Here is a 20478-nt window from a genome sequence, read left to right on the forward strand (position 1 = left end):
TGTGATGCGCAAAACACACCGCGGCGGTATACCCCCGCACCGAGATAACCCACCCGGTCAAGGACTTCGGCGTTTCCCCACCCCCCTACCCCCACCACGCCGACGAACTGCGCACCTTCGCCCTCCACCGCATCACCGGCGTCGCGGAACTCGACGAGTAGCCGACGCACACCGGAGCGCAGGGGCGACGGGACGACGGGAAGGGTGATGACGGGGCGTCAGTGCCCCTTCGACTCCTTCATCTTCTCCTGGACCGCCTTGTCCGCCAGGCTGCCGATCTCCCCCTGCCCGATCGGCAGCGAGCCGCCGCCGACCTGGTCGGCGATCAGGAACCCGGGCGCCGCGAGCAGGCCGCCGGGCCCCTCACCGATGCCCGCGAGGGCGTGGGCGGAGCCCGCGGAGGAGGCGGTGGCGGCGAAGGCCGTGCCCATCAGGGCGAGTGCGGTGAGAACGCGCTTCGACTTCTTCATGACCTGCTCAACGAGCGAGCACGCACGGTGGTCACTGCGCGCCGTTGCCCGCCGCCCGCGCCCGGCGCAGGCTGGAACAGGGGGATCCCGACAGGAGGAAACCCATGCTCGGCGACAAGATCGGCGAAACAGCGAGCCAGGAGACCGGCCGACGCGTCCTCTCCGCCGGTGACGGCCACGTCACCGTCGAGGTCTCGTTCCGCGGCACCGGCGACTACTTCGGCACCGCGGTCAGCGGTTTCGGCACCTACGAAGCCGAGGCCCGGCCCGACGGCACGCTCTACGGCGAGGGCCAGGGCATCGACATGACCGCCGACGGCGACACCGTCACCTGGCACGGCAGCGGCGTCGGCCACATGACGAAGGACGGCGGCACCAGCTTCCGCGGCGCGCTCTTCTTCGCCACCGTCTCCCCCGCCCTCGAACGCCTCAACGGCGTCGCCGGCGTCTTCGAGTTCGACACCGACGCCAGCGGGAAGTCCACCGGCACCTTCTACGAGTGGAAGTAGCCCCACACCGGCCCGTCCACACGGCCCGTCCGCACGGCCCTTCCACACGGCCCTTCCACACGGTCCCTCCACGACGGCGGCGGAATGCGCGACACTGGAGGGTCTGCGTCAAACCACCATGTCAGCCAGTGGAGGGCTCCCCCGCGTGAACGACGGACCGCTCATCGTCCAGAGCGACAAAACTCTTCTCCTGGAGATCGACCACCCCAAGGCCGCCGACTGCCGTCGCGCCATCGCCCCGTTCGCCGAGCTGGAGCGGGCGCCCGAGCACGTGCACACGTACCGGGTGACCCCGCTCGGGCTGTGGAACGCCCGGGCGGCCGGGCACGACGCCGAGCAGGTGGTGGACGCCCTGGTGACGTACTCGCGCTACCCGGTGCCGCACGCACTGCTGGTGGACGTGGCCGACACCATGGGCCGGTACGGGCGGCTCCAGCTGCTCAAGCACCCGACGCACGGGCTGGTGCTGGCCACCACCGACCGGCCGGTGCTGGAGGAGGTGCTGCGTTCGAAGAAGGTCGCCCCGCTGGTCGGCGCCAGGATCGACCCGGACACCGTGGTGGTGCACCCCTCCGAGCGCGGACAGATCAAGCAGGTGCTGCTCAAGCTCGGCTGGCCCGCCGAGGACTTCGCCGGGTACGTGGACGGCGAGGCCCACCCGATCGACCTGGCGGAGGACGGCTGGCAGCTGCGCCCGTACCAGGCGCAGGCCGTCGAGGGCTTCTGGCACGGCGGCTCCGGCGTGGTCGTGCTGCCCTGCGGTGCCGGCAAGACGCTGGTCGGCGCGGCCGCGATGGCGCACGCCAAGTCGACCACGCTGATCCTGGTCACGAACACCGTCTCGGCCCGCCAGTGGAAGCACGAGCTGGTCAAGCGCACCTCGCTCACCGAGGAGGAGATCGGCGAGTACAGCGGCACCAGGAAGGAGATCCGCCCGGTCACCATCGCCACCTACCAGGTGATGACCACCAAGCGGAAGGGCGTCTACGCGCACCTGGAGCTGTTCGACGCCCGCAACTGGGGCCTGGTGGTCTACGACGAGGTGCACCTGCTGCCCGCGCCGGTGTTCAAGTTCACCGCCGACCTGCAGGCCCGCCGACGGCTCGGCCTGACGGCGACGCTGGTGCGCGAGGACGGCCGCGAGGGCGACGTGTTCAGCCTGATCGGTCCCAAGCGCTTCGACGCCCCGTGGAAGGAGATCGAGGCGCAGGGCTACATCGCGCCGGCCGACTGCTGCGAGGTCCGGGTCACCCTGACGGACTCCGAGCGGCTCGCCTACGCGACCGCCGAGCCGGAGGAGCGCTACCGCTTCTGCGCCACGACGGCGACCAAGCGGCGGGTGGTGGAGGCGCTGGTCAAGAAGCACGAGAAGGACCAGACGCTGATCATCGGCCAGTACATCGACCAGCTGGACGAACTCGGTGAGGCCCTGGACGCCCCGGTGATCAAGGGCGAGACCAGCAACGCCCAGCGCGAGAAGCTCTTCGACGCCTTCCGGAACAAGGAGATCGGCGTCCTGGTGGTCTCCAAGGTCGCGAACTTCTCGATCGACCTGCCCGAGGCCACGGTGGCCATCCAGGTCTCCGGGACCTTCGGCTCCCGCCAGGAGGAGGCCCAGCGCCTCGGCCGCGTGCTGCGCCCCAAGGCGGACGGCCACTCGGCCCACTTCTACTCGGTGGTCGCCCGGGACACCGTGGACCAGGACTTCGCCGCCCACCGGCAGCGCTTCCTGGCCGAGCAGGGCTACGCGTACCGGATCATCGACGCGGACGACGTGCTGTAGCCGACGCGCCGTAACCGGGGGAACGCTCAGTAGCGGACACCGTCGCGCCCGAGGAAGATCACGCGCGCGGCGGTGTCCAGGGCGATGCCGACGTTGCGGACGGCGGTGCTCAGCCGGTTGTGGTGACGCCCGGCGGCGGCGGTGGCGCCGGCCGGGCCGGTCCGGGGGTTTCTGTTCTGGGTGCTCATGTCTTCAACGGTAGGCACCCGACCGGCCGCCGGCATCACTCCAAAGGCCGTATCCGCCGCGGCGGGGCTCGTCCTCAGGATGTACGGCGCCCCCGGGGATCCCGGAGGGCGAACCCCGAGGCCGCCCGCCCCCGACCCTGACCTGCGGAGCTGGAACACCGGGCCCGACAGGTCTAAGATCGTCCGTCTGCCCCCTCCCGAACCGTGGTACCTGCTGAAGTCCCGCAGGCAGCCGGGGGAGGCGCCGACCGCACGATGGGCCCCTCCTGTCCGTCGTCGGGCAAGGAGGGACGGTCGGCCGTACCCCACCGTGAGCTCCATCGATCCGCTGCGCCCGCCACCGGGACAGCCGGAAAGGTTCGCTGTGCCCGCCACCCCCACCACCACCGACCCCCTCCAGCGCGAACGCGACCACCTGGCCTCGTCCCGGGCCGCGCTGCGAGCGATGCGCGAGGACGTCGAGTCGCTCGACCTGCGCGACGTGACCGGCACCTGGGTGTCCGCCGCCGTCCTCCACAACCAGATCGAGGCGAGGATCGCCGCCCTGGCCGACCTCTCCCACACCCCGCTGTTCTTCGGCCGCCTGGACTACCTGCACCCGATCAGCGAGGAGCTCTCCGAGGGCGGGGGCGGGGAGAACTTCTACATCGGCCGTCGGCACGTCCACGACGCCGACGGCGACCCGATGGTGATCGACTGGCGGGCGCCGGTCTCCCAGCCGTTCTACCGGGCCAGCCGCACCGAACCGATGGACGTCGAGCGGCGGCGCCGCTTCGGCTACACCGGCGGCGAACTCACCGCCTACGAGGACGAGCACCTCACCGACCCGGCCGAGACCGACACCTCCTCCGCCCTGCTCGCCGCCGAGATCGAGAAGCCCCGCGTCGGCCCGATGCGCGACATCGTGGCCACCATCCAGCCCGAGCAGGACGAGATCGTCCGCTCCGACATCACGGGCACCATCTGCGTCCAGGGCGCGCCGGGTACCGGGAAGACCGCCGTCGGCCTGCACCGCGTCGCGTACCTGCTGTACGCGCACCGCGAACGCCTGGCCCGGACCGGCACCCTGGTGATCGGGCCGAACAACGCCTTCCTGTCCTACATCGAGCAGGTGCTGCCCGCCCTCGGCGAGCTGGACGTCGCCCAGGCGACCGTGCAGCAGCTGGTCGGGCACGTCGAGGTCCGGGGCGAGGACGGCCCGGAGTCGGCCCGGCTGAAGGGCGACGCCCGGATGGCCGAGGTGCTGCGCCGGGCCGTGCGGGCGGGCATCGCGCTGCCCACCGAGCCCTGCGTGGTGGTCCGCGGCTCCCGCCGCTGGCGCGTCCCGGTGTACGAACTCGTCGAGATCATCGAGGAGTTGAAGGACCGTGAGGTCCGCTACGGCGCCGCCAGGGACGCCCTGCCGCAGCGCATCGCGCACGCCGTGCTGCTGAAGATGGAGCAGGGCGGCGAGGCCCCGGACGACCGGGTGCAGGACGCGGTGGCCCGCAACACCGCGGTCAAGGCGGTGGTCAAGGAGTGCTGGCCCGCCGTCGACCCGGCGAAGCTGGTGCTGCGGCTGCTCTCCGACCCGGAGTTCCTGGCCGCCTGCGCCGAGGGCGTGCTGACGCCCGAGGAGCAGCAGGCGGTGCTGTGGCCCAAGCCCGGCCGCTCGGTGAAGACCGCCCGCTGGACGCAGGCCGACGCCGTCCTGGTGGACGAGGCGAACGACCTGGTGCAGCGCACGCCCTCGCTCGGCCACGTGGTGCTGGACGAGGCGCAGGACCTCTCCCCGATGCAGTACCGCGCGGTCGGCCGCCGCTGCACCACCGGCTCGGCGACCGTCCTCGGCGACCTCGCCCAGGGCACCACCCCGTGGGCGACCGCGAGCTGGCCGGACGCCCTGCACCACCTGGGCAAGCCGGAGGCGCACGTCGAGGAGCTGACCAAGGGCTTCCGGGTGCCGGAGGAGGTCATCGCGTACGCCTCCCGGCTGCTCCCGGCGATCGCTCCGGGCCTGGCCCCGGCCACCTCGGTCCGCGACACTCCCGGTTCGCTGACCATCCGCCGGATCGCCGAAGGGGAGCCGGCCGACGCGGTCGAGGCGGTCGTCGCCGCCTGCCGGGAGGCACTGGAGCACGAGGGCTCGACCGGCCTGATCGCCGCCGACGCCCGGATCCCGGTGTTCGCCGAGGCACTGGCCGCGGCGGGCCTGCCGCACCTCGCCCCCGGCACCGAGACCAGCGCCGAGGCCCGACTGACCCTCGTCCCGGCCTCGCTGGCCAAGGGTCTGGAGTACGACTACGTGGTGCTGGACGAGCCGGCCGCGGTGATCGCCGGCGAGCCGGACGAGCGGACCGGACTGCGGCGGCTGTACGTGGCGCTGACCCGCGCCGTCTCCGGGCTGACCGTGCTGCACAGCGAACCGCTGCCCGAGCGGTTGCGCTGACGACGACGGGCCGGTCCCGCGCCGCGGGACCGGCCCCACCGGTGGGCGCTCAGGCGTCGATCGAAGCCCGCCACTCGGCGACCTTGGCCGGATCCACCGGCGAGCGCCAGCCGTCGGCCCGCACCGCGCCGCCGACGTGGAAGGCGTCGAAGCCCTCCGCCCGGAGCTCCTTCAGGTGTTCGGCCCGCAGGCCGCCGCCGATCAGGATCCGCTGCCGGTACCCGGGCTCGCCGGCCCGGGCCAGTTCGCCCGACAGCACGGCGCGCCCGGCGTCCACCCCGGCGGCCGAGCCCGAGGTGAGGAAGGTGTCCAGCCCGGGCAGTGCGCCGACGGCGGCCCGCAGGGCGGCCCGGTCGGCGCTGTGGTCGATCGCCCGGTGGAAGGTCCAGCGGCAGCCGGCCACCGCCTCGGCGACGGCCGCGGTGGCGGCGAGGTCGACGGCGCCCGTGGCGTCGAGGAAGCCGAGGACGAACTCCTCGGCGCCCTCGGCCCGCAACGCGGCGGCCCGGGCGCACAGTTCGTCCAGGTCGCCGGGGGTGAAGCCGTCCCGGACCCGGAGCATGACGCGCAGTGGGATGCCGACGGCGGCCCGGATCCGGGCGAAGTCCTCGACGGACGGGGTGAGTCCGTCGGCGGCCATGTCCGTGACCAGTTCGAGCCGGTCGGCGCCACCCGATTCGGCGGCCTGGGCGTCCTGGGGCGTCAGCGCGATGACTTCGAAAATTGGTCTAGACATATCAGTAGGTTGCCACATGCCGCCGGCCCCGGCGAGACCGCACCCCGATCCGGCCGTACCGGGTCGGCGTCCCCGCCGCGCCGGCCCCGGGCAACCCCCGCCGTCCGTGCCGACAACCCCCGTCAGGCCGGACCGTGGGCCGCCGCGACGGCCGGCCGCCGGCCGGACCGGTGCACCGCCAACGCCACCAGCACCAGCAGTCCCAGCGCCGGCACCGCCACCGGGAGCAGGTTCGAGACCCCGTGGGCCTCACGCCAGATGTTGAACAGGCACCCCGGCCCGGTCACCACCAGCACCGTCACCCCCACGGCCGTCGGCACCGTCCGGCCGCGCAGCCCGGCGAAGGTCAGCAGCAGCGGCGCGACGAGCATCACCACCACCCACCCCCGGTCCAGCGGGAAGGTGGTGTCGTCCCAGTTCTGGGCCGCCTCCAGCAGTCCGCCCGCCACCGCCGCGGCCAGCACCAGCCCGGCCGTCCGCCCGGTCGGCCGGGGCAGCAGGTCGGTCGGCGCGGCGACCAGCAGCAGCGCGGCCGCCACGAAGGGCAGCGAGGCCATCCCGACGTATCCGACCCACCACAGGTCGAAGTGCGAGGTGAGCACGGCTTCGCCCAGCTGGCGCAGCCCGATGACGCCCAGGACCAGCGCGGTGGCCCGCACCGCCGTCCAGCGCCCCAGCAGGGCCGCCACCGCGAGCAGCAGCGCGGCCACCGGCGGGGCGAACGCCCGGACCTGGTTCCCCAACGAGTCGTCCCAGGCGAGCCAGCTGGTGGTCCGGTCCACGGTGGCCAGCCAGGGCACCATCGTGGCGCCGACCACCGCGCCGGCGATCATCGGCGCGGCCAGGGCGAGCAGCCGGCCGGCCGCCGAGGCGCCGGTCAGCCCGAGCCGCACCCGCAGCCCGTACACGGCCAGGCCGAGCACCTCCCGGGCGACCGCCGCGCGACCGCCCTCCGCCGTCGTGTCGGCGAACACCTCGGTCAGCTCCTCGCCGCGCTCCCGGCGGTACTGCGCCGGGTAGAGCTGCAGCGCGGCCCGCAGCACCACCGAGGGCGCGGCACCGATCACCGGCATGGTCATGAGAGTCCTCCTCCCGACGCGGGCCGCCCCTGCGACCCGGCACTCCCCGGCAGCATCGCCCGGATCCTCGCCAGCCGGCGCTCGGCCTCGGTGGCGACCGCCCGCAGGCGCCCGGCCTCCGCGGCCAGCGCCTCCCGCCCGGCGCCGGTCAGCGCGTAGGTGCGCCGGGCGCGACCGTCCACCACCTCCTCGGCGGCGACCTCGATCAGGCCCTGGCCCAGCAGCCGGTCGAGGGCGCCGTAGAGGGTGCCGGTGCGCATCTTGACCCGGCCGTCGGAGATCGCGGCGATCTCCTGGATGAGCGCGTAGCCGTGCCTCGGGGCATCGGCCAGCGCGGTGAGCAGAAGCAGCGTCGGCTCCTGCATGGAGCGTTCAGTCATACGTCTACATATATCGCCGACCGGCACATCCCGTCCACCGGAACGACCCGCCACAATGGCCCGCATGCCGACGCACACGCCCACCACCGAGACCGACCTGCTCACCGCCTGGACCGCCCTGCTGCACCGCTGCGGCGCCGCCGACGACCCCGGGCCGTACGGCCGGGAACTGCTGCGCCGCTGGTCGGAACCCCAGCGCCGCTACCACACAGCCGAGCACCTGAGCGCGGTCCTACGGCACGTCGACGACCTCGCCGGGCACGCCTGCGACCCGGACACCGTCCGCCTCGCAGCCTGGTTCCACGACGCCGTCTACCGCCCCGACCGCACCGAGAACGAGGAGCGCAGCGCCGCCCTGGCCGTCCGCGCGCTCACCGCCGCCGGCCTGCCCGCCGCCCGGGTCGCCGAGGTCGAGCGGCTGGTCCTGCTCACCGTCGGCCACGACCCGGCCCCCGGCGACCGCGACGGCGAGGTGCTCTGCGACGCGGACCTCGCCGTCCTCGGCGGCACCCCCGAGGCGTACGCGGCGTACGCGGCCGCCGTCCGGGAGGAGTACGGCTTCGTCCCGGAGCCGGACTTCCGCGCCGGCCGCGCCGCCGTCCTGCGCGGGCTCCTGGCCCTGCCCGCGCTCTACCGCACCCCCGCCGCCCACGAGCGCTTCACGGACGCCGCCCGCGCCAACCTGACGGCCGAACTCCAGCGGCTGGAGGACTAGGGCAGCTTCCCGACCGGCGCCACCACCGCGCCCTGCTTGCCGCACACCCAGTGCGGATCGGGCCCCAGCTCCGGCTCCACGCCCAGCGCGTGCGGGTCCCCGTCGGCCGCGCACTCGCTGCACAGCGGCCAGCGCCCGTACGCCTCCAGCAGCGCGTCCTGGACGTCCTGGGCGACCAGTCCGAGCACGTACTCGGTGCCGTCCGGCCACTGCTCCAGCCACCAGCGGCGGTGCGTCACGGCCTGCTCCACCAGCGAGACGACGGCGGCGTCCGCCACGTCCCGCGCGGTGAGGTCGGCCAGGATCAGTGCCCGCGCGTTGTGCAGGGCGGTCTCGATGTCGTCAGCAGCCATCCGTCCATTCTCCGTCGACCCGTCGCAACGCCGAAACGCCGCGTGGGCGGCCCCCCGAAGGGAACCGCCCACGCGGACGAGGTACCACCGATCCGATCGGAACGATCAGGATCAGAAGTCCATGTCACCGCCCGGCATGCCGCCGCCGGCGGCCGCAGCGGCCTTCTCCGGCTTGTCGGCGATGACGGCCTCGGTGGTGAGGAACAGCGCCGCGATGGAGGCGGCGTTCTGCAGCGCGGAGCGGGTGACCTTGGCCGGGTCGATGATGCCCACGGCGACCAGGTCGACGTACTCGTTGGTGGCGGCGTTCAGGCCGTGACCGGCGGGGAGGTTGCGAACCTTCTCCACCACGACGCCACCCTCCAGGCCGGCGTTGGTCGCGATCTGCTTGATCGGCGCCTCCAGCGCGACCTTGACGATGTTGGCACCGGTGGCCTCGTCGCCCTCCAGCTCCAGCTTGTCGAAGGCGACACCGGCCTGCAGCAGGGCGACGCCACCACCGGCGACGATGCCCTCCTCGACGGCGGCCTTGGCGTTGCGGACGGCGTCCTCGATGCGGTGCTTGCGCTCCTTGAGCTCCACCTCGGTGGCCGCGCCGGCCTTGATGACGGCCACGCCGCCGGCCAGCTTGGCGAGGCGCTCCTGGAGCTTCTCGCGGTCGTAGTCCGAGTCGCTGTTCTCGATCTCGGCGCGGATCTGGTTCACGCGGCCGGCGACCTGGTCGCTCTCGCCGCCACCGTCGACGATGGTGGTCTCGTCCTTGGTGATGACCACCTTGCGGGCGGTGCCCAGCAGGTCGATGCCGGCGTTCTCCAGCTTGAGGCCGACCTCCTCGGAGATGACCGTGCCACCGGTGAGGATGGCGATGTCGCCGAGCATGGCCTTGCGGCGGTCGCCGAAGCCCGGGGCCTTGACGGCGACGGACTTGAAGGTGCCGCGGATCTTGTTCACGACCAGGGTCGACAGGGCCTCGCCCTCGACGTCCTCGGCGATGATGACGAGCGGCTTGCCGCTCTGCATGACCTTCTCCAGCAGCGGCAGGAGGTCCTTGACCGAGCCGATCTTGGAGTTGGCGATGAGGATGTAGGGGTCCTCGAAGGTCGCCTCCATCCGCTCCAGGTCGGTGGCGAAGTAGGCCGAGATGTAGCCCTTGTCGAAGCGCATGCCCTCGGTGAGCTCAAGCTCCAGACCGAAGGTGTTGCTCTCCTCGACGGTGATGACGCCTTCCTTGCCGACCTTGTCCATGGCCTCGGCGATGAGCTCGCCGATCTGGGTGTCAGCGGCGGAGATGGAGGCGGTGGAGGCGATCTGCTCCTTGGTCTCCACGTCCTTGGCCTGGGCCAGCAGCTGGTCCGAGACGGCGGCGACGGCCTTCTCGATGCCGCGCTTCAGGGCCATCGGGTTGGCGCCGGCGGCGACGTTGCGCAGACCCTCGCGAACCAGGGCCTGGGCGAGCACGGTGGCGGTGGTGGTGCCGTCACCCGCGACGTCGTCCGTCTTCTTGGCGACCTCCTTGACGAGCTCCGCGCCGATCTTCTCGTACGGGTCCTCGAGCTCGATCTCCTTGGCGATGGAGACACCGTCGTTGGTGATCGTGGGGGCGCCCCACTTCTTCTCCAGCACGACGTTGCGGCCCTTGGGGCCGAGCGTGACCTTCACCGCGTCGGCGAGCTGGTTCATGCCACGCTCAAGGCCGCGGCGAGCTTCCTCATCAAAGGCGATGATCTTGGCCATCAGAAGTGGTCCTCCGGGACACGGTCGACTGCTCGGACCAAGGGGTGCCCGCGACGGACGGCCCTGGTGTGCGGGGGTCTTTTCCCCTACCGCTCCCGGGGGCCTCACCGACCCGGTCCGCTGTCACTCTCACGCTGTGAGTGCTAACGCCAATGATTAGCACTCCGGGTGGTCGAGTGCAAGCCCCGCCGCCGACCCGCGAGCCGCCGCGGAGCCCGCCCCGGGGCCGTCCGGGAACGGCCGGAAACGCCGGGAACACGCCGGGAACACGCCGGGAACACCCGGGAACGCCGACGGGCCCGCACGACGCGTGTCGTGCGGGCCCGTCGAGAAGCGAGTGGTCACCAGCCCTGGGCCGGGCCGAGCTCCTGGAGTCGGAAGGGGTCAGACCGCCGCGCGAACCATGTCCGCCTGCGGGCCCTTCTGTCCCTGGGAAATCTCGAACTCGACCCGCTGGCCCTCCTCGAGGGTGCGGTAGCCGTCCATCTGGATCGCGCTGTAGTGGACGAAGACGTCCGCACCACCGTCGACCGCGATGAAGCCGTAGCCCTTCTCCGCGTTGAACCACTTGACGGTGCCCTGAGCCATTCCGAACTCCCCTAGTGCTGTGCTGGCCCTTCACGTGCCCGCAGGTCGCGGGCCCGGGTTGGTTTGAAGGCCGGCCCGGGGAACCCCCCCTGGGCGCAGCCGTGCACGCCGCAGCCCTCCGCGCGGGGCGCCGAACGGCGTCCGGTGAGCGGGTGACTGCGTCGACCGCCGCTGAATGTATCCGGACCGACGCCCTCTGCAACAGGGTCAACCGCCGGTAATTCCACTGCCCGATCAAGGGACAGGACGGGCCGAATCGGAAAAATATCGGCATTTCACGCCGGACATAGCGGACGAATTACCCAAATCCCCGCGGTAATTCTGACATCGGCCTGACATGATTGCCGGGCCGGTCTCACCGGCCGGACGCGCCCGGGCGGAACGGCGCGGGCGGTCGAGAGGGAACCCCTGTTCCCAACCGAGCGACACTCTACTCCGACTCGACTCGGAAAGATTCCAGCCGGAATGCAACCGGCCACCCGTGCGCACGGAGAACGGAATTCCGTACGCACGGGTGGCCGAATGGCGGGGATTCGCGGCTCAGCAGCCGCCGGCCACCGCCGGAATGATCGAGACGCCGGCGCCGTCCTTGATCTCGGTCGCCAGGCCCTCGGCGAAGCGCACGTCGTCGTCGTTCACGTAGACGTTGACGAAGCGGCGCAGCTTGCCGGTGTCGTCCAGCAGGCGGGCGGCGATGCCCGCGTGGTTCTTCTCCAGGTCGGCGATGACCTCGGCCAGGGTCGCGCCCTGGGCGGTCACCTCGGCGGCGCCGCCGGTGTAGGTGCGCAGGATGGTGGGGATGCGGACGTTGGCGCTCATGGCTCTCCTAGCGGGGTGGGGCCTTGCGGGGCGGGCCCCCGGGTGGCGGGGCCGGGACGGGGGAGGTTCAGGCGGACACGAGGCCGGCGGCGCGGAAGGAGTCCAGCGTCGGGCGGATGACGGCGGTCATCCCGGCGTCGGAGACGGCGTCCAGGGTCTTCAGGCCGTCGCCGGTGTTGATCGCGACGGTCTCCTTGGCCGGATCCAGCTGCCCGGTCTCGACCAGCTTCTTCAGCACGCCGACGGTCACCCCGCCCGCGGTCTCGGCGAAGATGCCCTCCGTCCGCGCCAGCAGCCGGATCGCCGCCACGACCTCGGCGTCCGTGACGTCCTCGACCGCGCCGCCCGTGCGGCGGGCGATGTCCAGCACGTACGGGCCGTCGGCCGGGTTGCCGATCGCCAGCGACTTGGCGATGGTGTCCGGCTTGACCGGCCGAATCACGTCCCGGCCGGCCTTGAAGGCCGCCGACACCGGCGAGCAGCCCTCCGCCTGGGCGCCGAAGACCCGGTACGGCCGGTCCTCGACCAGTCCGAGCTTGATCAGCTCCTGCAGCCCCTTGTCGATCTTCGTCAACTGCGAGCCCGAGGCGATCGGGATCACGATCTGCTCCGGCAGCCGCCAGCCGAGCTGCTCGCAGATCTCGTACGCCAGCGTCTTGGAACCCTCGCCGTAGTACGGCCGCAGGTTGACGTTGACGAAGCCCCAGCCCTCCCCCGCCGGGTCGCCGATCAGCTCCGAGCAGAAGCGGTTCACGTCGTCGTAGTTGCCCTCGATGCCGATCAGCTCGCCGCCGTACACCCCGGCCATGACGACCTTGCCCTGCTCCAGGTCGTGCGGGATGAACACGCAGGACCGGAACCCCGCCCGGGCGGCCGCCGCGCCCACCGCGCCGGCCAGGTTGCCGGTGGAGGAGCAGGACAGCGTGGTGTAGCCGAACGCCCGCGCCGCCTCGATGGCGCACGCCACCACGCGGTCCTTGAACGAGTGCGTCGGGTTCCCGGAGTCGTCCTTGATGTGCAGCTGGGCGGTGAAGCCGAGCTCCCGGCCCAGGTTGTCCGCCTTCACCAGCGGGGTCCAGCCCGGGTTCAGGTTCGGCTTGGACGCCACGTCGGCCGGCACCGGCAGCAGCGGCGCGTAGCGCCAGACGGACGTCGGACCGGCCTCGATCCGCTTGCGCAGCTCCTCCGCGCCCTCGCTGCCGAACTCGTAGGCGATCTCCAGCGGGCCGAAGCACTCCAGGCACGCGAAGCTGGGACCGAGCGGGAAGCGGGTGCCACACTCGCGACAGGACAGCGCGGCGGCCGGGCCGAGGTCCACGGGTCGGGGTCCCCCCGGCCGAAGGCTGGGGGAGGGTGCGACAGTGTCGATAGCCATGATGGCGAGGCCTCTCTCCTCATCTTCCCCGTAGCGCGGTCGCGCCACAGGCCGGAATTGGCACCTGTCCCGCCGGGGCCTGTATGACGACAGCCGCGCGAGAAGGTTGCCGGGACGTCAACGGGCCGTTCCCTCAGTCCCTCTGGATGAGCTTGTGAAATTGTGGTGGCGCTCAGCGGTGACCCCGGCGTGCAAAGGTCCGACCGCTGTACGAAGACTGTATCCGAAGGCGTCAATCCTGAACGGGACCGTCCGCCACGCGAGATGACCCGTCCCACCCGACCCGCCGAGGAGACTTCCGTGCCCGCCGAACCGACTCCCGCACTGCTCCCGCAGGCGGCGTCCTGGCTGCGCCGCCGCTCCTGGAGCGCCGCCGACCGGCCGGTCCGCACCCTCCTCGCGGCCAAGGAGCGCACCGGGCGCACGGTCAGCGTGGTCCTCCCCGCCCTGGACGAGGAGGCCACCGTCGGCGACATCGTCCGCACCGTCCGCCGCGAACTGATGGAACGCCTCCCGCTCGTCGACGAACTCGTCGTGGTCGACTCCGGCTCCGTCGACGCCACCGCCGCCGTCGCCGCCGAGGCCGGCGCCCGGGTGGAGCACCGCGACGCCATCCTGCCCCGGCTGCCCGCCGCCCCCGGCAAGGGCGAGGTGCTCTGGCGCTCGCTGCTGGTCACCCGCGGCGACATCGTCTGCTTCGTGGACGCCGACCTGCGCGAGTTCGACCCGGCCTTCGTCTCCGGCATCGTCGGCCCCCTGCTGACCGACGAGTCCATCCACCTGGTCAAGGCCATGTACGACCGCCCGCTGGAGACGGAGTCCGGCGCCGTCGTCCCGGCCGGCGGCGGCCGCGTCACCGAACTCGTCGCCCGCCCCCTCCTCAACCTCCACTGGCCGGAGCTCGCCGGGTTCGTCCAGCCCCTCGGCGGCGAGTACGCGGCCCGCCGCTCACTGCTCGAACGGCTGCCCTTCCCGACCGGGTACGGCGTCGAACTCGGCCTGCTGGTAGACGCGTTGGAACTGGTCGGCCTGGACGCCCTGGCCCAGGTGGACGTCGGCGTCCGGCACCACCGCCACCAGGACGGCCAGGCCCTCGGCCGGATGGCCGCCACCATCTACCGCACCGCCCTCGAACGCCTCGACCGCGCCCACCGGCTCAAGGCCTCCGCCGACCTGGTCCACCCCCAGCTCACCCAGTTCACCCGCGACCCGGACCCCCGCCCCCGGACCCCGGCCGGGGACACCCCCATCTTCACCCCCCGCACCTACGAGATCACCGCCCTGGAACGCCCCCCGATGCACACCGTCCCCGAATACGCCACCCGGCACTGAGGGGTTTGCCACGCCGGAGCCCCGGCAACATCCCAACCATGGGCGATCTCACGACCGAACGTTCGAGTGCGACCGGCACCGCCCCCGTCCTGGTGGCCTCCAACCGGGGACCGGTGTCCTTCAGCACCGCCGACGACGGCACGCTGACCCTGCGGCGCGGCGGCGGGGGGCTGGTGTCCGGCCTCTCCGCGATCGACGACCCGAACGCCGTCTGGGTCTGCGCGGCCCTCAACGCCGCGGACCGCAGAGCCGCCGCGCAGGCCCCCGACGGCCGCCTCGACCTGGCCGGCCACGACGTCGGCGGGCAGGCCGTCCGGATGCTGGACATCGACCCCGAGACCTTCGCCCGCGCCTACAACGGCGTCGCCAACTCCACCCTCTGGTTCGTCCACCACCTGCTCTACGCGACCCCCACCGCGCCCGCCTTCGACGCCGGGTTCCGCACCGAGTGGGCTGCCTACCGGGCCTACAACGCGGCCTTCGCCGAGGCGCTGGCTGCCGAAGCCGCCCCGGACGCCGCGGTGCTCGTGCAGGACTACCACCTCTCCCTGGCCCCGGCCCTGCTCCGCGCCGCCCGTCCCGACCTGCGGATCGGCCACTTCTCGCACACCCCGTGGGCCCCGCCCGAGTACTACCGGATGCTGCCCGACGACGTCGGCCGTGACGTCCTCACCGGCATCCTGGGCGCCGACCGGGCCGGTTTCCTCACCGAACGCTGGGCCCGCGCCTTCGCCGCCTGCTGCGAGGACCTGCTCGGCGCCGCCGTCGACCACGAGGCGCTCACCGTCACCCACGACGGCCGCACCACCCGCCTGGGCGTGCACGCCCTCGGTGCCGACGCCGACTTCCTGCGCGAACGCTCCCGCCGGCCCGACGTGGACGAGCGCCTCGCCATCCTGCGCGAGGCCGTCGGCGACCGCCGCACCATCGTCCGGGTCGACCGCACCGAGCTGAGCAAGAACATCGTCCGCGGCCTCCAGGCCTACCGGCACCTGCTCCGCACCCGCCCCGAGTGGCACGACCGGGTGGTCCACATCGCGTTCGCCTACCCGTCCCGGACCGACCTGGCCGAGTACCGGGACTACACGGCGGCCGTCCGGCGCCTCGCGGGGGAGATCGACGCCGAGTTCGCCACCCCCACCTGGAAGCCGCTGATCCTGCACGTCGACGACGACTTCCCGCGTTCCCTGGCCGCCTACCGCCTGGCCGACGTGGCCCTGGTCAATCCCATCCGGGACGGCATGAACCTGGTGGCCAAGGAGGTCCCCGTGGTCTCCGACCGCGGCTGCGCCCTGGTCCTCTCCCGGGAGGCCGGCGCCTACGCGGAACTCGCCGACGACGCCCTGACGGTCAACCCGTACGACGTCATCGCCACCGCCGACGCACTGCACACCGCCCTCACCATGCCCGAGGCGGAACGCGCCGACCGGACCAAGCGCCTCGCGGCGGCGGCCACCGCGCTCCCCCCGCAGCAGTGGTTCCTCGACCAGCTCAACGCGCTGTGAGCGCCTGACCCAGCGATTCCAGCAGTTCCACCACGCCGGCCGGGCCCGGGACCACCAGGTCCGCCCGGTCGGCGAGTTCGCGCACCGGTGCGTCCCCCACCGCCGCGCTGCACACCAGCAGCCCGGCCATCCCCTCGCCCCGCAGCTTCTCCACCGCCGCGAAGGCCGCCACGTCCCCCAGGTCGTCCCCCGCGTACAGCACCGATCCGGCGGCCCGTTCCCGGAGGAAGCCGGTCAGCGCCGCCCCCTTGTCCACGCCCGGCGGCCGCAGTTCCAGCACCAGCCGGCCGGGTTCCACCACCAGTCCGTGCTCGGCCGCCAGCGCCCCGACCGGCGCCCGCAGCAGTTCCAGCGCCTCCTCGGGCGCCGCCGTCCGCCGGGTGTGCACGGCGACCGAACGGCCCTTGTCCTCCAGGCCGGTGCCCTCGGGCGCCCCGGACCGCGCCAGCACCCCGGGCAACGCCTCCCGCGCACCCGCCACCCCGGGGTGCACCTGAGGCGCCGTCAGCTCACCGTCCTCCCACCGCTCGGCGCCGTAGTGTCCCAGCACCACGACCCCGGGCACCCCGGCCAGTCCCCCGTACTCCACGGCCAGCGCCGCAGGCCGTCCCGTCACCACCACCACGGCCCGCACCTCGGATGCCAGCACCCGCAGCGCGCCGGCCACCCCGGGGTGCGCGCGGGCCAGGCTCGGGTCGGCCACGATCGGTGCCAGGGTCCCGTCGAAGTCCAGGCCGATCACGGTGTCCCGGGGCGCCCGCAGGATCGCCCGCACCCCGTCCCGCCCGGCCTCGGTCCCCGGCACCCACGTCTCTTCGAATCCCATACCGAGGCCCTTACCCCCGGTCCCGGCACGGAACGCCCGCGTCGAACGCCCGCGTCAGCGGGCCTCCCGCCGGGCGGCCCGCACCCGCCGCAGGCGGTTCACCAGCACCGGGGCGTGCGCCAGCGCCTCCTCCCGGTCCAGCAGCGCGTTCAGCAGCTGGTAGTACCGGGTCGAGGAAAGCCCCAGCTCCTCCCTGATCGCCCGCTCCTTGGCCCCCGCCGTCCGCCACTGCCGCCCCTCCAGCGCCAGCACCGCCCGATCCCGCTCGCTCAGCTCGCCCACCGCGCACACCTCCGCCCGCCACTACGGAGTGTCATTCTCCCGCGCGACCCCGACACACAGTGCTCGCCCCACCGCTTCGCCGGCCCGGCTAGCGTCATCCCCATGACCACGCCCAGCTTCGCCGTGCACATCCCCGCCGCCGACCTCGAACCCGACCCGCTCGACCCCGCGCAGATCGTCTCCGGCACGCCCGAGGTCACCGGCCGGGTCCTCTCCGAGTCCGCCGACGGCCGACAGCTGCGCGGCATCTGGCAGATCACCCCCGGCGTGGTCACGGACGTCGAGGCCGACGAGATGTTCGTGGTCCTCAGCGGCCGGGCCACCATCGAGGTCGAGGGCGGCTCGACCCTGGAGGTCGGTCCGGGCGACTGTGCGGTGCTGCGCGAGGGCGACCGCACCACCTGGACGGTCCACGAGACCCTCCGCAAGGCCTACGCGATCACGCTCCCCTGAGCGCGTTCCCCCTGACCACGCTCCCCCTGATCACGCTCCCGCCGGACGCGTTCCCCCGAGCGCGTTCCCCCCGCGGACGCGGACGCGCAGGGGCCCGGCCCCGGAACCCCCGGGACCGGGCCCCACGGCCGGACGCTACTTGCGGACCCGCGTCGCCTCGTTCACCGCCGCGTCCTGCAGCCCCCCGAGCACCTGCTTCGGATCGCCCGTCACGGCCTGCCCGATCCCGGCCTTGATCCGATTGCTGACCTCGCCCCACGCCGGGTCCCCGAACGGGTAGAAGCTCGCGTTGGCCAGCCCGACCGCGAACTGCTTGAGGTCGGCGTGCTTCGGGTCCGTCGACATCCGGTCGAACGCGTCCTGGGTGACCGGCAGCAGGTTGTACCGCTCGTCGAACTTCAGCTGGTTGTCCCGGTTGTAGACGAACGACAGGAACTTCTTGATCTCGTTCTTGTGCCCGTTCGCCTTGAACGCCATCATCCAGTCCGCGACCCCGAGGCTCCCGGTCCGTCCGACGCCGTCCTTCTTCGGGATCGGCGCCGTCCCGAAGTCGATGTTTCCCGCGGTCGCCATCCGCAGCAGCGTCGGGTGCCCGTTGAGCATCGCGACCTTGCCGGCCGCGAAGTCCTGGAACACCGGGGTGCGGTTCATCTTCCCCGGGTCCGGGTACGTCAGCCCGGTCGCCACCAGGTTGCTCTTGAGCCAGCTGAAGGTGGCCTGGTTCTGGGCGCTGTCGATGGTGTAGTTGCCGACGTCGTCGGAGATGCTCCCGCCGCCGCTCAGCGTCCACAGCATGGACTCCGCCGGTGCCTCCTCCGGCCCGAGCGGGAGACCGTACGGGGTCACGCCCGGCACCTTGGCCCTGATCTTCTCCGCGTCCTGCTTCAGCTCGTTCCAGGTGGCGGGCGGCTGCGTGATCCCCGCCTGCCGGAACATCGCCTTGTTGTAGAAGAGCACCCGGGACGAGGACACGAACGGGATCCCGTACTGCGTCCCGAGCACCTGGCCGGCGTGCGCGAAGGTGTCCAGGAAGTTCGCCTGGGTATCCACCGAGAGGACGTCCGACGCCGGGTACAGCCGGCCCGCGGCGACCTGGTCCGCGAAGCCGCCGGTCTGCAGCAGGTCCGGGGACTTCCCGGCCGCGATCATGTCCTCGACCTTCTTGCCGATCTCGGTCCAGCCGTCCACCTCGACGCTGACCTTGATCCCGGGGTTGGCGGCCTCGAAGTCCCTGGCCACCGCGTCCCAGTAGTGCGCGGAGCCGGTCTCCTGGTTCTCCCCGTAGTCCGCGGCGACCAGCTTGAGGGTGACGGTCCCCTCGCCCTGCCCGCCGCACGCGCCGACCGCGGTGAGTGCCAGTGCTCCGGCCAGCACACGACCGAGCACACGGGTGGGAACGTGGACGCGCCTGTTCAACGCGGGTACCGCCTTAGGGGAAGAACTGCCGCCGGAACGAGGGACTCCGGCAGGGGGGAGGCGCCACACTGTCAAACCCGCCGACCACTGGTCCACACCACTGGGGCACCCCGCCGCAGTAGTTACCGAAGTGCCCGGGGTCGTTGCACGATGCGCAACCGCGCACGCCGGGATCGCCTCCGGGACAACCCCCGGACCACCCCGGGACACCCCCCGTACGCCCCACCCCAAAGCGCCGCACACCGCCGCAGCTGCGACAAAGCTCACCCTGCATGGACCAGACCAATCCGACAACTGGACTAGACCTCTTCTACCCACCCAAGGGAAACTGTCCTCCGTGAAGCACGTCATCGCACTCGATGTAGGCGGCACCGGCATGAAGGCCGCGCTGCTCGCCCAGGACGGCTCCGTGCTGTTCGAGGCACGCCGACCGACCGGGCGGGAGCACGGCACGGACGCCGTCGTGACCGCCATCCTCGACTTCGCCACCGACCTGGCGGACGAGGGCCGCCGCCGTTTCGGCGTCGCCCCGCTCGCGGCCGGCGTCGCCGTCCCGGGCACGATCGACGAGAAGAACGGGATCGCGGTCTTCTCCGCCAACCTCGGCTGGCGGGAACTGCCCCTGCGCAGGCTCCTCGGCGAGCGCCTGGCGGGCCCCGACGGCGTCGCGATGCCGGTGGCCCTCGGCCATGACGTGCGGTCGGGCGGCCTGGCCGAGGGCCGCCTCGGCGCCGGCCGGGGCGTCGACCGCTTCCTGTTCGTCGCCCTGGGCACCGGCATCGCCGGCGCCATCGGCATCGACGGCCGGATCGAGGCGGGCGCCCACGGCTACGGCGGGGAGATCGGCCACGTCGTGGTCCGCCCGGGCGGCCCGCAGTGCGGCTGCGGCGCCCGCGGCTGCCTGGAGACGCTGGCCTCCGCCTCCGCCGTCTCCCGTGCCTGGGCCGGGGCCAGCGGCGACCCCGACGCCGACGCGGCATCCTGCGCCGCCGCGGTGGACGCCGGGGACGACCGCGCCCTCGCGGTCTGGCAGCGCGCCGTCGACGCCCTCGCCGACGGCATCGTCCTCGCCCAGAGCCTGCTCGACCCGTCCACGGTGATCGTCGGCGGCGGGCTGGCCGAGGCCGGCGACACCCTCTTCACTCCGCTGCGCGCGGCCGTCACCGAGCGCCTGACCTTCCAGATGCCCCCCAAGGTCGTACCCGCCATGCTCAAAGACACCGCCGCGTCCCTGGGCGCCGGCCTGCTCGCCTGGGATCTGCTCACCATGGAGGTGACCGCGTGACCACCGCGGACCGTGACCGAACTGCCCTGGCCGGCGCCCGACTCGTGCTGCCCGGCGGTGTCGTGGAGGACCACCGCCTCGTCGTCGAGGGAGACCGGATCCGCGCCGTCACGAACGGCACCGACGGCGGCGACACCGAACCCGGTGACCTCGACCTCACCGGATACACCGTCGTCCCCGGCTTCGTCGACCTGCACGTCCACGGCGGCGGCGGCGCCTCCT

General features: G+C 72.7%; 21 protein-coding genes, 1 pseudogene and 1 riboswitch. Of the genes and pseudogenes, 9 read left to right on the forward strand and 13 right to left on the reverse strand.

Annotated elements, in window-relative coordinates; all coding sequences use genetic code 11:
• Positions 1-218 precede the first annotated feature (218 nt).
• Entirely contained in the window at positions 219-470 is a 252-nt protein-coding gene (locus ACFV0O_RS32275; RefSeq protein ID WP_360257245.1) for a hypothetical protein, read from the reverse strand.
• A gap of 104 nt (positions 471-574) precedes the next feature.
• Here ACFV0O_RS32275 and ACFV0O_RS32280 point away from each other — a divergent pair, with 104 nt between their 5' ends.
• Both ACFV0O_RS32280 and ACFV0O_RS32285 read left to right on the forward strand, forming a co-directional pair.
• A complete protein-coding gene (locus ACFV0O_RS32280; RefSeq protein ID WP_380347316.1) occupies positions 575-979 on the forward strand; it encodes a hypothetical protein in 405 nt (134 codons plus the stop codon).
• Positions 980-1124: 145 nt separating this feature from the next.
• Positions 1125-2762, forward strand: a complete 1638-nt coding sequence (locus ACFV0O_RS32285; protein ID WP_360257249.1) for a DNA repair helicase XPB — start codon at positions 1125-1127, stop codon at positions 2760-2762.
• Between the two features lie 26 nt (positions 2763-2788).
• Here ACFV0O_RS32285 and ACFV0O_RS32290 read toward each other — a convergent pair whose 3' ends face one another.
• Positions 2789-2950, reverse strand: a complete 162-nt coding sequence (locus ACFV0O_RS32290; protein WP_360257252.1) for a hypothetical protein — start codon at positions 2948-2950, stop codon at positions 2789-2791.
• Between the two features lie 364 nt (positions 2951-3314).
• Here ACFV0O_RS32290 and ACFV0O_RS32295 point away from each other — a divergent pair, with 364 nt between their 5' ends.
• Positions 3315-5378 (forward strand): HelD family protein, encoded by a 2064-nt coding sequence (locus ACFV0O_RS32295; protein WP_380347317.1) that lies wholly within the window; start codon positions 3315-3317, stop codon positions 5376-5378.
• 49 nt (positions 5379-5427) lie between these two features.
• On the opposite strand, the gene ACFV0O_RS32300 is transcribed toward ACFV0O_RS32295, so the two are convergent.
• From ACFV0O_RS32300 to ACFV0O_RS32310, 3 genes are all read right to left on the reverse strand, one after another.
• Positions 5428-6114 carry a copper homeostasis protein CutC gene (locus tag ACFV0O_RS32300; RefSeq protein ID WP_380347318.1) on the reverse strand — a complete coding sequence of 229 codons (687 nt, stop codon included), beginning with the start codon at positions 6112-6114 and terminating at the stop codon, positions 5428-5430.
• A 122-nt stretch (positions 6115-6236) separates the two neighbouring features.
• Complete coding sequence (locus ACFV0O_RS32305; protein WP_380347319.1) at positions 6237-7193, reverse strand: hypothetical protein; 957 nt, start codon at positions 7191-7193, stop codon at positions 6237-6239.
• Positions 7190-7573, reverse strand: a complete 384-nt coding sequence (locus tag ACFV0O_RS32310; protein ID WP_380347320.1) for a PadR family transcriptional regulator — start codon at positions 7571-7573, stop codon at positions 7190-7192. Before ACFV0O_RS32310 ends, ACFV0O_RS32305 begins: the two co-directional genes overlap by 4 nt.
• A gap of 55 nt (positions 7574-7628) precedes the next feature.
• Here ACFV0O_RS32310 and ACFV0O_RS32315 point away from each other — a divergent pair, with 55 nt between their 5' ends.
• Positions 7629-8288 (forward strand): hypothetical protein, encoded by a 660-nt coding sequence (locus tag ACFV0O_RS32315; RefSeq protein ID WP_380347321.1) that lies wholly within the window; start codon positions 7629-7631, stop codon positions 8286-8288.
• Here the strand turns inward: ACFV0O_RS32315 and ACFV0O_RS32320 are convergent.
• The 5 genes from ACFV0O_RS32320 to thrC all read right to left on the reverse strand — a co-directional run bounded on the left by ACFV0O_RS32320 (position 8285) and on the right by thrC (position 13157).
• On the reverse strand, positions 8285-8641 hold the full coding sequence (locus ACFV0O_RS32320) for a hypothetical protein (protein ID WP_380347322.1): 357 nt from the start codon (positions 8639-8641) through the stop codon (positions 8285-8287). The genes ACFV0O_RS32315 and ACFV0O_RS32320 overlap by 4 nt on opposite strands.
• Positions 8642-8752: 111 nt before the next feature.
• Positions 8753-10375 carry a chaperonin GroEL gene (groL, locus tag ACFV0O_RS32325; RefSeq protein ID WP_360257269.1) on the reverse strand — a complete coding sequence of 541 codons (1623 nt, stop codon included), beginning with the start codon at positions 10373-10375 and terminating at the stop codon, positions 8753-8755.
• A 384-nt stretch (positions 10376-10759) separates the two neighbouring features.
• Entirely contained in the window at positions 10760-10963 is a 204-nt protein-coding gene (locus ACFV0O_RS32330; RefSeq protein WP_030289665.1) for a cold-shock protein, read from the reverse strand.
• Positions 10964-11503: 540 nt separating this feature from the next.
• Positions 11504-11782 (reverse strand): MoaD/ThiS family protein, encoded by a 279-nt coding sequence (locus ACFV0O_RS32335; protein WP_380347323.1) that lies wholly within the window; start codon positions 11780-11782, stop codon positions 11504-11506.
• 67 nt (positions 11783-11849) lie between these two features.
• Complete coding sequence (gene thrC / locus ACFV0O_RS32340; RefSeq protein ID WP_380347324.1) at positions 11850-13157, reverse strand: threonine synthase; 1308 nt, start codon at positions 13155-13157, stop codon at positions 11850-11852.
• A gap of 16 nt (positions 13158-13173) precedes the next feature.
• Positions 13174-13310, reverse strand: a riboswitch (SAM riboswitch).
• Positions 13311-13481: 171 nt separating this feature from the next.
• Here thrC and ACFV0O_RS32345 point away from each other — a divergent pair.
• Together ACFV0O_RS32345 and ACFV0O_RS32350 are read left to right on the forward strand one after the other, a co-directional pair.
• A complete protein-coding gene (locus tag ACFV0O_RS32345) occupies positions 13482-14489 on the forward strand; it encodes a glucosyl-3-phosphoglycerate synthase (RefSeq protein ID WP_380347331.1) in 1008 nt (335 codons plus the stop codon).
• A 38-nt stretch (positions 14490-14527) separates the two neighbouring features.
• Positions 14528-15994 carry a trehalose-6-phosphate synthase gene (locus ACFV0O_RS32350; RefSeq protein ID WP_380347325.1) on the forward strand — a complete coding sequence of 489 codons (1467 nt, stop codon included), beginning with the start codon at positions 14528-14530 and terminating at the stop codon, positions 15992-15994.
• Here the strand turns inward: ACFV0O_RS32350 and otsB are convergent.
• Positions 15981-16820, reverse strand: coding sequence for a trehalose-phosphatase (gene otsB, locus ACFV0O_RS32355; protein WP_380347326.1), 840 nt, complete (start codon positions 16818-16820; stop codon positions 15981-15983). The genes ACFV0O_RS32350 and otsB overlap by 14 nt on opposite strands.
• Before the next feature lie 54 nt (positions 16821-16874).
• Positions 16875-17102 (reverse strand): DUF3263 domain-containing protein, encoded by a 228-nt coding sequence (locus ACFV0O_RS32360; RefSeq protein WP_350630003.1) that lies wholly within the window; start codon positions 17100-17102, stop codon positions 16875-16877.
• A 102-nt stretch (positions 17103-17204) separates the two neighbouring features.
• On the opposite strand from ACFV0O_RS32360, the gene ACFV0O_RS32365 reads away from it, so the two are divergent.
• On the forward strand, positions 17205-17555 hold the full coding sequence (locus ACFV0O_RS32365; RefSeq protein WP_360257281.1) for a cupin domain-containing protein: 351 nt from the start codon (positions 17205-17207) through the stop codon (positions 17553-17555).
• 135 nt (positions 17556-17690) lie between these two features.
• On the opposite strand, the gene ACFV0O_RS32370 is transcribed toward ACFV0O_RS32365, so the two are convergent.
• Complete coding sequence (locus ACFV0O_RS32370) at positions 17691-18929, reverse strand: extracellular solute-binding protein (protein WP_380347327.1); 1239 nt, start codon at positions 18927-18929, stop codon at positions 17691-17693.
• A gap of 379 nt (positions 18930-19308) precedes the next feature.
• On the opposite strand from ACFV0O_RS32370, the gene ACFV0O_RS32375 reads away from it, so the two are divergent.
• Positions 19309-20256, forward strand: a complete 948-nt coding sequence (locus ACFV0O_RS32375) for an ROK family protein (protein WP_380347328.1) — start codon at positions 19309-19311, stop codon at positions 20254-20256.
• A pseudogene (locus ACFV0O_RS32380) lies at positions 20253-20478 on the forward strand (N-acetylglucosamine-6-phosphate deacetylase); the annotation flags it as partial. The gene ACFV0O_RS32375 and the pseudogene ACFV0O_RS32380, both read left to right, overlap by 4 nt.

Origin of the sequence: Kitasatospora sp. NPDC059577, from assembly GCF_042735475.1 — a bacterium.
In the GTDB taxonomy this organism is placed as follows: Bacteria; Actinomycetota; Actinomycetes; order Streptomycetales; family Streptomycetaceae; genus Kitasatospora.